Origin of the sequence: Pseudomonas tohonis, assembly GCF_012767755.2 — a bacterium.
GTDB lineage: Bacteria > Pseudomonadota > Gammaproteobacteria > Pseudomonadales > Pseudomonadaceae > Metapseudomonas > Metapseudomonas tohonis.
Genome location: NZ_AP023189.1, coordinates 3,271,776 through 3,286,321 on the forward strand (window position 1 = coordinate 3,271,776; position 14,546 = coordinate 3,286,321).

The 14,546-nt window shown below is 67.8% G+C and carries 12 protein-coding genes; 8 read left to right on the forward strand and 4 right to left on the reverse strand.

The annotated features are described in order from the left end of the window. The first annotated feature begins 129 nt into the window (after window positions 1-129). The 6 genes from HSX14_RS14990 (at window position 130) to pcaC (ending at window position 5,909) form a co-directional block, all read left to right on the forward strand. On the forward strand, window positions 130-981 hold the full coding sequence (locus tag HSX14_RS14990; RefSeq protein WP_173178661.1) for a CoA transferase subunit A: 852 nt from the start codon (window positions 130-132) through the stop codon (window positions 979-981). Next, on the forward strand, window positions 978-1,775 hold the full coding sequence (locus tag HSX14_RS14995) for a CoA-transferase subunit beta (RefSeq protein ID WP_173178660.1): 798 nt from the start codon (window positions 978-980) through the stop codon (window positions 1,773-1,775). Before HSX14_RS14990 ends, HSX14_RS14995 begins: the two co-directional genes overlap by 4 nt. Further along, window positions 1,772-2,977 (forward strand): 3-oxoadipyl-CoA thiolase, encoded by a 1,206-nt coding sequence (pcaF, locus tag HSX14_RS15000; protein WP_173178659.1) that lies wholly within the window; start codon window positions 1,772-1,774, stop codon window positions 2,975-2,977. The genes HSX14_RS14995 and pcaF overlap by 4 nt, the downstream gene beginning before the upstream one ends. A gap of 407 nt (window positions 2,978-3,384) precedes the next feature. Beyond that, entirely contained in the window at window positions 3,385-4,695 is a 1,311-nt protein-coding gene (locus HSX14_RS15005; protein ID WP_230428057.1) for a 3-carboxy-cis,cis-muconate cycloisomerase, read from the forward strand. Window positions 4,696-4,705: 10 nt separating this feature from the next. After that, window positions 4,706-5,500, forward strand: coding sequence for a 3-oxoadipate enol-lactonase (gene pcaD, locus HSX14_RS15010; protein ID WP_173178657.1), 795 nt, complete (start codon window positions 4,706-4,708; stop codon window positions 5,498-5,500). A gap of 13 nt (window positions 5,501-5,513) precedes the next feature. Then, complete coding sequence (gene pcaC, locus HSX14_RS15015; protein ID WP_043245095.1) at window positions 5,514-5,909, forward strand: 4-carboxymuconolactone decarboxylase; 396 nt, start codon at window positions 5,514-5,516, stop codon at window positions 5,907-5,909. A 419-nt stretch (window positions 5,910-6,328) separates the two neighbouring features. On the opposite strand, the gene HSX14_RS15020 is transcribed toward pcaC, so the two are convergent. Together HSX14_RS15020 and HSX14_RS15025 are read right to left on the reverse strand one after the other, a co-directional pair. Continuing rightward, a complete protein-coding gene (locus HSX14_RS15020; protein WP_173178656.1) occupies window positions 6,329-7,594 on the reverse strand; it encodes an OprD family porin in 1,266 nt (421 codons plus the stop codon). A 117-nt stretch (window positions 7,595-7,711) separates the two neighbouring features. Next, entirely contained in the window at window positions 7,712-9,088 is a 1,377-nt protein-coding gene (locus HSX14_RS15025; protein WP_173178655.1) for an MFS transporter, read from the reverse strand. Between the two features lie 577 nt (window positions 9,089-9,665). Between HSX14_RS15025 and quiC the strand changes: the two genes are divergently transcribed. Then, entirely contained in the window at window positions 9,666-11,576 is a 1,911-nt protein-coding gene (gene quiC, locus HSX14_RS15030) for a 3-dehydroshikimate dehydratase QuiC (RefSeq protein WP_173178654.1), read from the forward strand. 152 nt (window positions 11,577-11,728) lie between these two features. Next, window positions 11,729-12,388: a TetR/AcrR family transcriptional regulator gene (locus tag HSX14_RS15035; RefSeq protein WP_173178653.1), complete on the forward strand. Its 660-nt coding sequence runs from the start codon at window positions 11,729-11,731 to the stop codon at window positions 12,386-12,388. A gap of 12 nt (window positions 12,389-12,400) precedes the next feature. Here HSX14_RS15035 and HSX14_RS15040 read toward each other — a convergent pair whose 3' ends face one another. Both HSX14_RS15040 and HSX14_RS31200 read right to left on the reverse strand, forming a co-directional pair. Then, on the reverse strand, window positions 12,401-13,636 hold the full coding sequence (locus tag HSX14_RS15040; RefSeq protein ID WP_173178652.1) for a TIGR02270 family protein: 1,236 nt from the start codon (window positions 13,634-13,636) through the stop codon (window positions 12,401-12,403). Continuing rightward, window positions 13,636-14,535: a beta propeller repeat protein gene (locus tag HSX14_RS31200; RefSeq protein ID WP_173178651.1), complete on the reverse strand. Its 900-nt coding sequence runs from the start codon at window positions 14,533-14,535 to the stop codon at window positions 13,636-13,638. The genes HSX14_RS15040 and HSX14_RS31200 overlap by 1 nt, the downstream gene beginning before the upstream one ends. Between the last annotated feature and the right edge of the window lie 11 nt (window positions 14,536-14,546).

The window sequence follows — 14,546 nt, forward strand, 5'->3', positions numbered from 1 at the left end:
CTTAGCAAGGTACATAGTTGTTCGATTATCGAACGAATAGTCGATTATCGGATTGTTCGCCGGTCGGGCCAGCGGTAGCTTTCCATCACCCGGCGAACCTTCCGCCCTGGATAACAGAACGAGATCGACATGGCTGAAATCATCTCCCTGCGCGAAGCGGTCGAGCGCTTCGTCAACGACGGCGACACCGTCGCCCTCGAAGGCTTCACCCACCTGATTCCCACCGCCGCTTCCCACGAGCTGATCCGCCAGAACAAGCGCGACCTGACCCTGGTGCGCATGACGCCCGACCTGGTCTACGACCTGCTGATCGGCGCCGGCTGCGCGAAGAAGCTGGTGTTCTCCTGGGGCGGCAACCCGGGTGTCGGTTCCCTGCACCGCCTGCGTGACGCGGTGGAGAAGGGCTGGCCCCATGCGCTGGAAATCGAGGAACACAGCCACGCCGACCTGGCCAACTCCTATGTGGCCGGTGCTTCGGGCCTGCCGTTCGCGGTGCTGCGCGCCTATGCCGGCTCCGACCTGCCCAAGGTCAACCCGCTGATCAGGAGCGTGACCTGCCCCTTCACCGGTGAAGTGCTGGCCGCCGTGCCTTCGGTGCGCCCGGACGTGACCGTGATCCACGCACAGAAGGCCGACCGCAAGGGCAACGTGCTGCTCTGGGGCATCCTCGGCGTGCAGAAGGAAGCCGCCCTGGCCGCCAAGCGCTGCATCGTCACGGTGGAAGAGATCGTCGACGACCTGAATGCGCCGATGAACGCCTGCGTGCTGCCCACCTGGGCGCTGACCGCCGTCTGCCACGTGCCCGGCGGCGCGCACCCGTCCTATGCCCACGGCTACTACGAGCGCGACAACCGCTTCTATCAGGCCTGGGACCCGATCGCCCGCGACCGCGAGACCTTCAGCGCCTGGATCGACGACTACATCCGTGGCACCGAGGACTTCGCCCAGTTCCAGCAGAAAATTGCGGAGGCCAAGCAATGAGCGCCCATTCCACCCCCGGCTACAGCACCAATGAAATGATGACCGTCGCCGCCGCCCGCCGCCTGAAGAACGGCGCGGTGTGCTTCGTCGGCATCGGCCTGCCGTCCAAGGCCGCCAACCTGGCGCGCCTGACCTCGTCCCCGGACGTGGTGCTGATCTACGAATCCGGCCCCATCGGTGCCAAGCCCACGGTGCTGCCGCTGTCCATCGGCGACGGCGAGCTGGCCGAGACCGCCGACACCGTGGTGCCCACCGGCGAGATCTTCCGCTACTGGCTGCAGGGCGGGCGCATCGACGTCGGTTTCCTCGGCGCCGCCCAGGTCGACCGCTTCGGCAACATCAACACCACGGTGATCGGTGACTACCACAACCCGAAGGTGCGCCTGCCGGGTGCCGGCGGCGCGCCGGAGATCGCCGGTTCCGCCAAGGAAGTGCTGATCATCCTCAAGCAGTCCCATCGCACCTTCGTCGACAAGCTGGCCTTCGTCACCTCGGTCGGCCATGGCGAAGGCGGCGACTCGCGCCAGCGCCTCGGCCTGCCCGGCAAGGGCCCGGTGGGCATCATCACCGACCTGTGCATCATGGAGCCGGAAGCCGGCACCCACGAATTCATCGTCACCTCGCTGCACCCGGGGGTGACCCGCGAGCAGGTGGTCGAGGCCACCGGCTGGCCGATCCGCTTCGCCGACAGCGTCAGCGAGACCCTCGCCCCGAACGACGAGGAACTGGCCGCGCTGCGCGCCCTGGAAGCCCGCACCGCCGCCGCCCACGGCCAGCAGGGAGGTGAGGAATGAGCCGCGACGTATTCATCTGCGATGCCGTGCGCACGCCCATCGGTCGCTTCGGCGGTGGGCTGGCGCCGGTACGTGCCGACGACCTGGCGGCCATCCCGCTCAAGGCCCTGATCGAGCGCAACCCACAGGTGCGCTGGAGCGAAGTCGACGAAGTGTTCCTCGGCTGCGCCAACCAGGCCGGCGAGGACAACCGCAACGTCGCGCGCATGGCGCTGCTGCTGGCCGGGCTGCCGGAAAGCGTTCCCGGCGTCACCCTCAACCGCCTCTGCGCCTCGGGCATGGATGCGGTGGGCACCGCCTTCCGCGCCATCGCCGCCGGTGAGATGGAGCTGGCCCTGGCCGGCGGCGTCGAGTCCATGTCCCGCGCGCCCTATGTGATGGGCAAGGCCGACAGCGCCTTTGGCCGCACCCAGAAGATCGAGGACACCACCATCGGCTGGCGCTTCATCAACCCCCTGATGAAGGCCCAGTACGGCGTCGATGCCATGCCGCAGACCGCCGACAACGTCGCCGACGACTACCGGGTGAGCCGTGAGGACCAGGACGCCTTCGCCCTGCGCAGCCAGCAGCGTGCCGGTCGTGCCCAGGCCGAGGGCTTCTTCGCCGAGGAGATCGTCCCGGTGGTGATCAAGGGCAAGAAGGGCGACACCGTGGTCGATGCCGACGAGCACCTGCGCCCGGATACCACCCTCGAGGCCCTCGCCAGGCTGAAACCGGTCAACGGTGAAGGCAAGACCGTCACCGCCGGCAATGCCTCGGGCGTCAACGACGGCGCCGTGGCGCTGATCCTCGCCAGCGCCGAGGCTGTGAAGAAACACGGCCTGACCCCGCGCGCGAAAGTGCTGGGCATGGCCAGCGCCGGCGTGGCGCCACGGGTCATGGGCATCGGTCCGGTGCCGGCGGTGCGCAAGCTGCTGGAGCGCCTGAACCTGGGCATCGACCAGTTCGACGTGATCGAACTCAACGAAGCCTTCGCCGCCCAAGGGCTGGCTGTGACCCGTGACCTTGGCCTCGCCGACGATGACGCCCGGGTCAACCCCAACGGCGGCGCCATCGCCCTCGGCCACCCCCTGGGCGCCAGCGGCGCGCGCCTGGTGCAGACCGCGTTGCACCAGCTGGAGAAGTCCGGCGGCAAGCTCGGTCTGGCCACCATGTGCGTGGGGGTGGGGCAAGGGCTCGCCCTGGCCATAGAACGGGTGTGACAGGCTACTGCGCTTGGCATCTCGGGGTTGGGCAGTGCTCGCAATCCTCATGTACAGCCGTACATTCCGGTTGCTGCACGCTGGCCGCCCCCGACCTGCCTGCGCTCGCTACGCCTGCTGTGCGCGGCGCAGCCGTAGGGACGTTCCGTGGTGCTGCGAGGCACGTGATGGGTTTCGCTCCGCTCTACCCATCCTACGGCTGGTTGGGGGATGCAGTCGTAGGGTGGGCTTCAGCCCACCATGACTCATCCGACGAAGCGGTCTGTGCTCGCTATGCCTGTTGAGTGCGCAAAGGCTGGTCGTGACCGGCCGGCTGCTATAAAACGATTCACCTTCCTGATTTCCGGAGCACTGGCTTGAACAGCCCGAGCAACCAACTCTTCGATGCCTACTTCACCGCGCCGGCCATGCGCGCGATCTTCTGCGACCGGGGCCGGGTGCAGGGCATGCTGGATTTCGAGGCCGCCCTGGCCCGCGCCGAGGCCCGTGTCGGGGTGATCCCTGCCGAGACGGTGGCGGTCATCGAGGCGGCCTGCAAGGCCGAGCTCTACGATTTCCCCACCCTGGCCGTGGCCATCGGCAGCGCCGGCAATTCGGCGATCCCGCTGGTCAAGGCGCTGGGCAAGCGCATCGCGGCGAGCAGCCCCGAGGCCGAGCGCCATGTGCACCTGGGCGCCACCAGCCAGGACGTGATGGACAGCGGCCTGGTGCTGCAACTGCGTGCCGCCGTCGGCCTGATCGAGGCGGACCTCAAAGCCCTGGGCGACGCCCTCGCACAGCAGGCCGAACGCCACGCCGACACCCCGCTGGCCGGGCGTACCTGGCTGCAGCAGGCCACCCCGGTGACCCTCGGCATGAAGCTCGCCGGCCTGCTGGGCGCGATCAACCGCCATCGCCAGCGCCTGGCCGAGCTCAAGCCGCGCCTGCTGTGCCTGCAGTTCGGTGGTGCCTCCGGCAGCCTCGCCGCCCTTGGCGAATACGCCTGGCCAGTGGCCGAAGCGCTGGCCGCCGAGCTGTCGCTGAACCTGCCCGACCAGCCCTGGCACACCCAGCGTGACCGCCTGGTGGAGTTCGCCGGGCTGCTGGGGCTGATCGCCGGCAGCCTGGGCAAGCTGGGGCGCGACCTCAGCCTGCTGATGCAGACCGAAGCCGGCGAAGTCTTCGAGCCCGCCGCGCCGGGCAAGGGCGGCTCCTCGACCATGCCGCACAAGCGCAACCCGGTGAGCGCCGCCGTGCTGATCGGCGCCGCCACCCGGGCCCCGGGGCTGGTGGCGACCCTGCTGGCCGCCATGCCCCAGGAGCACGAGCGCAGCCTCGGCCTGTGGCACGCCGAATGGGAAACCCTGCCGGAGCTCTGCTGCCTGGTATCCGGTGCCCTGCGGCAGGCGCTGCTGGTGGTGCCGGGCCTGGAAGTGGATGCCGCGCGCATGCGCCACAACCTCGACCTGACCCATGGGCTGGTGCTGGCCGAAGCGGTGAGCATCGCCCTGGCCCAGCGCATCGGCCGTGACGCCGCCCACCACCGGGTGGAGCAGTGCTGCCGCCAGGCGGTGAAGGAGGGCGCGCACCTGCGGGCCACGCTCGGCGCCGATCCCGAGGTCGCCGCGCACCTTTCCGCCGACGAGCTGGACCGCCTGCTCGACCCGGCCCATTACCTCGGGCAGGCGCGTCGCTGGGTCGATCGCGCCGTGGCCGAGCATCAGAACCTTTTGTGCTAGGAGCCTTTGCATGCCTGCCGTACGACTCGCCGATGGCGACCTGAACTACCTGCTCGAAGGCCCGGCCGACGCGCCGGTGCTGGTCCTCAGCAACTCGCTGGGCACCGACCTGCACATGTGGGACGCACAGGTCCCGGCCTTCAGCCGGCACTTCCGCGTGCTGCGCTACGACACCCGTGGCCATGGCGCGTCCCTGGTCACCGAAGGCCCCTACAGCATCGAGCAGAACGGCCGCGACGTGCTGGCCCTGCTGGATGCGCTGGATATCGCCCAGGCTTCGTTCTGCGGCCTGTCCATGGGCGGGCTGATCGGCCAGTGGCTGGCGATCGAGGCGCCGCAGCGCATCCAGCGCCTGGTGCTGTGCAACACCGCCGCCAAGATCGGCACCCCGGATGTGTGGAACCCGCGTATCGAGACGGTGCTGCGCGACGGCCCGGCGGCCATGGCGGCCCTGCGTGACGCTTCCATCGCCCGCTGGTTCACCGCGGACTTCGCCGAGGCGCAACCGGGCAAGGTCGAGCCCATCGTCGCCATGCTGGCGCAGACCTCGCCCCAGGGTTACGCCGCCAACTGCGCGGCGGTGCGCGACGCCGACTTCCGCGAGCGACTCGGCGCCATCCGCGCGCCGACCCTGATCGTCTGCGGCAGCGGCGATGCGGTGACCACGCCCGAGCATGGCCGATTCCTGCAGGCGCATGTCGCCGGTGCGGAACTGGTCGAGTTCCAGGCTGCGCACCTGTCCAACGTCCAGGCCGGCGAAGCCTTCACCCGCCGGGTGCTGGATTTCCTGAACGCCAAGGGCTAGCGAGGAACCACCGATGGACGAGAAAGAGCGCTACGAAGCCGGCATGCAGGTGCGCCGCGCGGTGCTGGGCGATGCCCATGTCGACCGCAGCCTGCAGAACCTGACGCCCTTCAACGAAGAGTTCCAGGAGATGATCACCCGCCACGCCTGGGGCGATATCTGGACGCGCCCGGGCCTGCCGCGCCACACCCGCAGCCTGGTGACCATCGCCATGCTCATCGGCATGAACCGCGAGGGCGAGCTGCGCCTGCACCTGCGCGCCGCGAAGAACAACGGCGTGACTCGCGACGAGATCAAGGAAGTGATCATGCAGAGCGCCATCTACTGCGGCATCCCCGCCGCCAACGCCACCTTCCACCTGGCCGAATCGGTGTGGGATGAGCTGGGCGTGGAGTCGTTGCAGGACTGACCCGCAAGCCATGCAAACGCCGCCCGGGCCACGCACCCGGGCGGCGTTTTTGTATGTGCGGCCTATCCTGCCCCGTGGCACCTGTAGGGGCGAATTCATTCGCCAGGCAGGCCGCAGGGCTGCCCTCGCACCGAGTTCGCCGGCGGCACCGCCCGGTGGATGAAAAAGCGCCATCCACCCTACGCACCGGTGGTGTTTTTGATCGGGCACGGTGGCGCAGCCCCCTGTGGGAGCGGCTTCAGCCGCGAAAGACCCGCCGCAGGTACCTGGAAGTGGAGGCCTGGCATTCCATCGCGAATGAATTCGCTCCCACGGGGTGGGCGCCCCCTGCGCCGGGTTTCGCGGGTCTATCCACCCCATAAAAAAGCCCGTCACGAGGACGGGCGAGGGACTTGCAGCAACGAGGATGAAGGTGGGCTTCAGAGCAGCGAGAAGGGGTAGCTGACGATCAGCCGGTTCTCGTCGAAGCTGTTGGTGTTGCCCCAGTCGCGGCGCTGGCTGGAGTTGCGCCACTTCACCGCCAGGCTCTTGAAGGTGCCGGACTGCACCACGTAGGCGAGTTCGCTTTCGCGGCCCCATTCCTTGCCGTCGGTGACGCTGCCGGTGTGCACGTTGGAGCCGTGGATGTAGCGGTTCATCAGGGTCAGGCCGGGGATGCCGAGCGCGACGAAGTTGTAGTCGTGGCGCAACTGCCAGGATTTCTCCCTGGCGTTCTCGTAGCTGGAGTTGTAGCTGTCGTTGGCCAGGGTGCCGCCGCTGGTGCCGTTGACGCGCATCCAGGCATCGTCGCCGCTGACCTTCTGCAGGCCCAGGTAGAAGGTGTTGCCGCCGATCTTCGCCGAGAACAGGCCCGACCAGGTGCGGTTGTCCAGGTCGCCGGCCAGGGCGCTGCCGTCTTCCTTGCCGTTGAACCAGCCGATATTGGCGCCCAGGGTCCAGTCGCCGATGGGCTGGCTGTGGGTCAGTTGCAGGTAGTTCTGCCGGTAGATGTCTTCCAGTTGCGCATGCCAGGCGCCGACCAGGGTGCGGCCTTCGTTGAAGGTGTATTCGCCGCCGGCGAAATCGAAGCGGTCCGAGGTGAAGGCCGCGCGACCGTTGAGCGACATGTCTTCCATGCTGGCGTCGTTGCGCGGGCTGTTGCCATGGAAGCGGCCGGCGTAGAGGGTCAGGCCGTCGAGTTCCCTGGAGGTCAGTAGGGCGCCCTCGAAGGTCTGCGGCAGGGAGCGGCCGTCGTCGGAGCGCAGGATCGGCAGCACCGGCATCCATTCGCCGACCTTCAGTTCGGTCTTCGACAGGCGCATCTTGCCGGCCACGCCGAGGCGGCCGAAGTCGTCGGCGGGGCGCCCGTCGTCATGCACCGGCAGCAGCTGGGTGCCACGGGTGCCCTTGCCGCCGTCGAGCTTGAGGGCATACAGGCCGAGTACGTCGACGCCCAGGCCCACCGTGCCCTGGGTGAAGCCGGAGCGGGCGTCGAGGATGAAGCTCTGGGTCCATTCCTCCGCCTGGTCCTGGGTGCTGGAGCCGACGAAGTTGCGATTCATGTAGAAGTTGCGCGCCGTCAGGGTGGCGGTGGTGTCCTCGACCAAGCCGGCTTCGGCGGCGGATACGGCGCCGGCTGCGATCGCCAGGGCGACGGCGAGTGGCAGGCGGGCGCGGGAAAGGCGGTCGGTGTGAAGCTGTTGCATGGCGGGCGTGCCTCTTTGCTTGTTGTTGTCAGGCATGGGGTGCCCGTTCCGCGCCGAGGGGCGCGAAAGGGCGGGTGCGGTCCGGGGGTGGGTGGGGCTCGCGAGAGCCCCGGCGGATCAGTGGCTGGCGACGCGCAGGCTGTCCTGGCGGCTGCTGTCGTACTGGGTCTTGTCCATCGGCTTGGCGTTCGGCTTGCCGAGGTCCTCCATCTGCAGGCGGTAGGTCTCGGGCGCCAGGTAGGCGGCGAGGGCGCAGAGGCAGGTGATGGCGAAGGCGAGGCTGCCGACGATCACCGGCACGTTGTCCGAGCCGGGCGGGGCGACGGCGGCGAACAGCGCCGGCAGCATGGCGGTGAGCATGGTGCCGATGTTCTGCGAGATGGCCATGGCGGACACGCGGTAGCGGGTCTGGAACAGCTCCGGGTAGAAGCTCGGGAACACCGCGTTGTAGCCCTGGTAGACCATGCCCCACATGAGGATCGACATGCCGAAGGCCAGCGGCACGTTCTGGATGCTGATGGCGTAGAGGTAGGCGAAGGCCAGCAGGCCGGAGCCCAGCGCACCGGCGATCATGGTCGGGCGACGGCCGATGCGGTCGGAGAGGTTGCCGACGAAGGGGATGACCAGCACGGCGACGATGTTGCCCACCACCGGTATCCACAGGTAGACGCTCTTGTCGAAGCCGATGCCATAGGCGGGCTGCACCGCGTAGGCCGCGCCGAAGATGGTGGCGACCACCGGGACCACGTTCATCAGCGCCATGAAGGTGACCAGGATCATGTTCTTCCAGCTGTGGCGGAAGGCTTCGGCGACCGGCGACCTGGCGACCTTCTGCTGCGACTCCTCGTTGACGAAGGCGGGGGTCTCGTGGACTTCACGGCGGATGATGTAGCCGGCCACCAGCACCAGGGCGCTGAGCAGGAAGGGAATCCGCCAGCCCCATTCGTTGAAGGCGTCGCTGGGCATGAAGTAGGCCAGCGGCAGGAACACCGCGGCGGCCATGACCTGACCCGCCTGCACGCCCTGCAGGGTGAAGCTGGCGTAGTAGCCGCGCCGGCCGAAGGGGGCGTGTTCCATGATCATCGAGCTGGCCCCGGAGATCTCCCCGGCCACGGCGAAGCCCTGGACCAGGCGCAGGATCACCAGCAGCACCGGCGCGAGAATGCCGATGTCGTGGTAGGTCGGCAGCAGGCCCACGGCCATGGTCGAGATGCCCATGAGGAACATGCACAGCAGCAGCACGTTCTTGCGGCCCCGGGTATCGCCCCAGTGGCCGAGGACGAAGGCGCCGACCGGGCGCGCCAGGTAGCCGACGCCGTAGGTGGCCAGCGAGGCGACGATGGCGATCTTCGGGTCGGTGGAGGGGAAGAAGATCTGCGGGAAGATCAGCGCCGCCGCCTGGGCGTAGATGAAGAAGTCGTAGTACTCGAGGGCGGAGCCTATCCACCCGCTGGCAGTTGCTTTCTTGGCTTGGGAGCTTGAGGGAGTAGCCATCGTTGTCTCCGTTGTTCTTGTCTGTACGTCGGGCAAGCGGGCTCGACCGGTATTGTGCCGGGTCGACTGACGTGCACGCAGGCTTGGCCGGACTGGCGGTGCCCTCGGGGGCACGTGCCGGGTTGACCGGTCTGGTTCGGGGAGTGCTGCCGGGGATGGCTAGGCTGTTCGCGCCCGGGGTTCGAGTCGCGCCGGGGCTGGCGGGGGGAGGAGTGCGGTGAGGCGGCTTGGAGTGAGCATGAGGATTTACCCGATTCTTGAAATTGTTATGTGGTGACGCTGGGTTTCGATTGCGTTTTGCCGTGGTGTTTTCAGCAGGCTGCACCGGCGGCGGGTTGCAATGTGGTGAAGATGGTTGCGCAGCGAGCGAAATACCGTCAATTCGATAACCGGCCTTCTGTTCGGTAATCGAACACAAAACTAACCAGTTCGTACATTTCAATTGCTGGGCGGACTTTAGCTACGAATAATCGATTGCGCTACGGCCTCCACGCAAAATCCCGGCCTCGCATCGGGAGGCGTGTCGGCCATCCATGCCGCCGGTCGCAGAACCGGCGCCCTTGCCAGGAGCTCAAGCATGCAGCGTTCGATTGCCACCGTCTCGTTGAGCGGAACCCTGCCGGAAAAGCTCGAAGCCATCGCCGCCGCCGGTTTCGACGGCGTGGAGATCTTCGAGAACGATCTTCTCTACTACGCCGGCAGCCCCCGTGAGGTGCGCCAGCTGTGCGCCGACCTGGGGCTGGCCATCACCCTGTTCCAGCCGTTCCGCGACTTCGAGGGCTGCCGCCGCGACCGGCTGCAGAGGAACCTCGACCGCGCCCAGCGCAAGTTCGACCTGATGCAGGAACTGGGCACCGACCTGGTGCTGGTGTGCAGCAACGTCGCCGCCGATTCCCTGGGCGATGAGCGCATCCTGGTGGACGACCTGCGCCTGCTCGGCGAGCACGCCGGCGCACGTGGCCTGCGCATCGGCTACGAGGCCCTGGCCTGGGGCCGCCACGTCAACACCTTGCAGCAGGTCTGGAACCTGGTGCGCCAGGCCGACCACCCGGCCGTGGGCGTGATCCTCGACAGCTTCCATACCCTGTCGCTCAAGGGCGATCCCCGCGCCATCGCCGAGATTCCCGGCGAGAAGATCTTCTTCGTGCAGATGGCCGACGCGCCGATCCTGGCCATGGACGTGCTGGAGTGGAGCCGCCACTTCCGCTGCTTCCCGGGGCAGGGCGAGTTCGACCTGCCGGGCTTCCTCGCGCCCATCCTGCGCAGCGGCTATCGCGGTCCGCTGTCCCTGGAGATCTTCAACGACGGCTTCCGCGCCGCGCCGCCCCGGGCCAACGCCGCCGACGGCCTGCGCTCGCTGCTGTACCTGGAGGAGAAGACCCGCGACCTGCTGCGCCAGGACCCGACGCCGCCGGCCGACCTCGACCTGCTGTTCGCCCCGCCGCCGGCCGGCCGCTACGACGGCGTGGAGTTCCTCGAGTTCGCCGTCGACGGCGAGCAGGGCGCGCGGCTGGCCAACTGGCTGGAGCGCCTGGGCTTCGCCCGCGCCGGCCAGCACCGGTCCAAGGACGTCAGCCTGCTGCGCCAGGGCGATATCAACATCGTGCTCAATGCCGAACCCTATTCCTTCGCCCACGGCTTCTTCGAGGCGCACGGCCCGTCGCTCTGCGCCACGGCCCTGCGCGTGGCGGACAGCGCCTCGGCCCTAGAGCGGGCGCGGGCCTACCGTGGCCAGCCCTATCGCGGCCTGGTCGGCCCCAACGAGCGGGAGATCCCCGCCGTGCGCGCCCCCGACGGCAGCCTGATCTACCTGGTGGAGCCCTCCGTCCCGGGCCAGACCATCTACGACAGCGATTTCCGCCTGGACGCCACCGCACGGCCCGGCGGCAGCCTCACCCGCATCGACCACATGGCCATGGCGCTGCCGGCCGACGGGCTCGACAGCTGGGTGCTGTTCTACAAGGGCCTGCTGGATTTCGAGGCCGACGACGAGGTGGTGCTGCCCGACCCCTACGGCCTGGTGAAGAGCCGTGCGCTGCGCAGCCGCTGCGGCACCGTGCGCCTGCCCTTGAACATCTCGGAGAACCGCAACACCGCCATCTCCCACGCGCTATCCAGCTACCGGGGTTCGGGCGTGCACCACATCGCCTTCGCCTGCGACGACCTGTTCGCCGAGATCGCCCGGGCCAAGGACGCCGGCGTGCCGCTGCTGGACATCCCCCTGAACTACTACGACGACCTGGCCGCGCGCTTCGACTTCGACGACGAGTTCCTCAGCGAGCTGGCCTATTACAACGTGCTCTACGACCGCGATGCGCAGGGGGGCGAGCTGTTCCACGTCTACACCGAGCCCTTCGAGGGGCGCTTCTTCTTCGAGTTGCTGCAGCGCAAGGGCGGCTATGTCGGCTACGGTGCGGCCAACGTCGCGGTGCGCCTGGCGGCCATGGCCAAGGCGCGCAGCGGTGCTGTGCGCCAGGCGAAGCTCTGAGCCGGTGATGGGGCGTTGAGATCGGCCTGATAGCCCGGCCATGACGTTCCGGCCAGGGCCCGTAGGCGGCTCCTGCCGATGGGCCGGCCGCGCTTCCTTCGGGAAGGCGACCGGCCCATAATCCGGCCGGTATGCATTGGCCTGAGTCCCGTATGACCATCACCGCTGATCTGCCCGTCGAGACACCCCGCAAGAGCCGCAAGAACAACCCGGAGAAGACCCGCGAGAACATCCTCCAGGCGGCCGTCGTCGAATTCGTCCAGCAGGGCCTCTCCGGTGCCCGCGTCGATGCCATCGCCGAGCGCACCCAGACGTCCAAGCGGATGATCTACTACTACTTCGAGAGCAAGGAGCAGCTCTACCTGCGGGTGCTGGAGAAGCTCTACGGCGACATCCGCCACACCGAGGCGCAGTTGCACCTGGCGGAGCTGGAACCGCGCGAGGCGATCCGCCGCCTGGTCGAGTTCACCTTCGACCACCACGACCGCAACGTCGACTTCGTGCGCATCGTCAGCATCGAGAACATTCAGCACGGGCAGTACATCCGCGAGTCCGATGCCATCGGTTCGCTGAACGTCACCATCCTCACCAGCCTCGACGACATCCTCCGGCGTGGCGTCGAGGCGGGTGCCTTCCGGGCCGGTGTGCAGGCCATGGACGTGCACCTGCTGATGTCGTCGTTCTGCTTCTACCGCGTTTCCAACCGCCACACCCTGGGCGCGATCTTCGCCATCGACCTCAACGAGGCCGATGTGAAGGCGCGTCACAAGGAAATGATCGTCGAATCGATCCTGCGCTTCCTGAAGGCCTGACCCCGTGCCGGGTCAGGCGCCCAGCAGCTGGCGCTGGCGCAAGGCCGGGGCGCTGGTGGGGAACAGCGGTCGGGTCGGGATGTAGCGGGCCAGGGCGCAGGCGGCGGCGATGCGCTGGCGCTGGTAGCCGGTGCGCAGCACCTCGAGGCAGCGTGCTTCGCTCAGGGGCTGGCCCAGCAGGTAGCCGCTGCCCCTGGTGAAGCGCTCCTGGTTGGCTTGCCACCAGCCTTCCACCCGCGCCGGGTCCGGCCAGGCGAGGTCGGTGTCCGGGTCCATCTCCACGTTCGGGTCCTCGGGGTCGTCCGTGGGCCCGGCGTCGTAGTCGGGGTGCACCTTCAGCTCCAGGTCCAGCTCGGCCAGGTCCGCCCCGGTGATCAGGGTGAAGGCTTCGCCGGCCACGCGGGCATAGGGCAGCTCGCGCATCTGCTGGATCAGCCAGGGCACCGTCACCGGGTCGCCGAACAGGCCGGTGGCCTGGATCACCAGGCGCCGGTGCTCGGGGCTCTGCATCAGCCCCCGCAGCCAGGCGATGCTGGCTTCGCGAGGTTGCCAGCAGAGCAGGGTATCGAGTGCCCGCAGGCGGAACACGCCCTGCTGTTCGGCCAGCAGGCGCAACGGGCCCAGGGCCTCTTCGTCACCCATCTGCACCGTCGCCCAGTTGGCCCAGAAGCGCACCGCCTCGTCGGCATGCAGGCGGTGGGCGCGGATGGTCTGCATCAGGTCGCGCCGGCGCAGCTCGCCGGCCGTGCGCGCGGCACGGGCCAGCACGCCCGGGTCGGCATGGGAGAGCCCGGCGATCAGCGCGGGGCCCGGGTCGCGGCGGTGCATGCCGCAGGCGGCCAGGCCCAGGCGGCGGAACAGCGGTTCCTGGGATGAGAGCAGGCGTTCGATCCAGGGCTCGACCTTTTCCCACTCCAGCCAGCCGAGGGCGGCGGTGAAGGCCCGCTCGCCGTCGGGCGCCTTGCGCAGGTGCTCGGCGAGTGTGGACAGCGCCGGGCCGTTGCCGGCCAGGAAGGCCAGCGCGGTGGCGGCGAAGACCTCGCCGGTGGCCAGCGGATGCAGCTCCTTGAGCAACAGGTCCAGGCCCTGGAGCCCGGCGATCAGCAGCCCGTCCAGGTGCGCCTCGATGCGGCCATCCAGGGTCTGCAGGTGCTTGAGGTCGTAGTGCGGTGCGCGCACGGCGTAGTCGCGCAGGCCGGCGAGGAAGCCGGCCTCTTCGGCGTGCTGCTCGAGGACGATGGGGATCATCAGTCGATCCGGGTCCACGTCTGGCCGTCGAAGGCCATTACGTCTTTCTTGCCGAAAGACCAGAGCACGCCATCGGCGGCGCTCAGGTGATAGGTGGTCCAGGCCTTGTCAGCACCGAAGTCGACGGGTACCAGTTTGTCGCCTGCCAGTTTGAACAAGCCTCTGTACGTCGACAGATAAAGGGACTCGCCATACCAGGCGAGGTCCCAGATATCCTCGTCCATGCTTTCGTGCTCGATGCTCTCCCAGCTGTCACCACGGCCGCGGATCAGCAGTCCCTGACGAGCCGCGATGTAGACATTGCCGTCTCCGGCACAGAGGACATTGGTCAGCACGACGTTGGTCGGACTGCTTTTCTGATCCCAATCCTGTCCGTCGAAATGCCAGATCTCGCCATCCCAACCCACCGCGTAGATGTCCGAAGCCGAGAAGCCGTCGATGGACTCGAAGCCCTTGACCTCTCCGATGGCAGGGCGAATGTTCCGGTCGAGGCAACGCCAGTCGTTTTCGTTCTCGCGGCGATATACCTGGCGCCCCATGCCGACGGCGTACGTGCGGTTCTCGATGGTGCGCAGCTTTCTGAGCAGCCCTCGCGTTTCCGGAGAACCATCGGGAGTGGTGATCTGCTCGTCGCTCTGCTTCCCACTGCCGAACAGCTTCACCTCACCGTGGGCCGACATGGCGATCATTTGCTCATGGGGGAATTTGCTCACCGCCATGCTGGCCGTGGCCCAGGTCACTGCACCGATGTAACCAAGCTTGCTGCCATCGATCTCATGGAAGTGACTGTGTTCCACATCCGCCGGTACGGCGTCGTCCTGCGAAGCGGTGTAGGCCAGGTCGTGATAGCGCACGCAGCCGGATACGTAGGTGTGTCTGGTGTTGAGTCCTAGAGTCATCAATTTCTCCC

What these genes read in the sequence shown, in the direction of transcription:
- HSX14_RS15025 (WP_173178655.1), bottom strand. Translation starts at nt 9,088, where the DNA reads ATGGCTACTCCCTCAAGCTCCCAAGCCAAGAAAGCAACTGCCAGCGGG.
- pcaD (WP_173178657.1), top strand. Translation starts at nt 4,706, where the DNA reads ATGCCTGCCGTACGACTCGCCGATGGCGACCTGAACTACCTGCTCGAA.
- HSX14_RS14990 (WP_173178661.1), top strand. Translation starts at nt 130, where the DNA reads ATGGCTGAAATCATCTCCCTGCGCGAAGCGGTCGAGCGCTTCGTCAAC.
- HSX14_RS15035 (WP_173178653.1), top strand. Translation starts at nt 11,729, where the DNA reads ATGACCATCACCGCTGATCTGCCCGTCGAGACACCCCGCAAGAGCCGC.
- quiC (WP_173178654.1), top strand. Translation starts at nt 9,666, where the DNA reads ATGCAGCGTTCGATTGCCACCGTCTCGTTGAGCGGAACCCTGCCGGAA.
- HSX14_RS15020 (WP_173178656.1), bottom strand. Translation starts at nt 7,594, where the DNA reads ATGCAACAGCTTCACACCGACCGCCTTTCCCGCGCCCGCCTGCCACTC.
- HSX14_RS15005 (WP_230428057.1), top strand. Translation starts at nt 3,385, where the DNA reads ATGCGCGCGATCTTCTGCGACCGGGGCCGGGTGCAGGGCATGCTGGAT.
- pcaC (WP_043245095.1), top strand. Translation starts at nt 5,514, where the DNA reads ATGGACGAGAAAGAGCGCTACGAAGCCGGCATGCAGGTGCGCCGCGCG.
- pcaF (WP_173178659.1), top strand. Translation starts at nt 1,772, where the DNA reads ATGAGCCGCGACGTATTCATCTGCGATGCCGTGCGCACGCCCATCGGT.
- HSX14_RS15040 (WP_173178652.1), bottom strand. Translation starts at nt 13,636, where the DNA reads ATGATCCCCATCGTCCTCGAGCAGCACGCCGAAGAGGCCGGCTTCCTC.
- HSX14_RS31200 (WP_173178651.1), bottom strand. Translation starts at nt 14,535, where the DNA reads ATGACTCTAGGACTCAACACCAGACACACCTACGTATCCGGCTGCGTG.
- HSX14_RS14995 (WP_173178660.1), top strand. Translation starts at nt 978, where the DNA reads ATGAGCGCCCATTCCACCCCCGGCTACAGCACCAATGAAATGATGACC.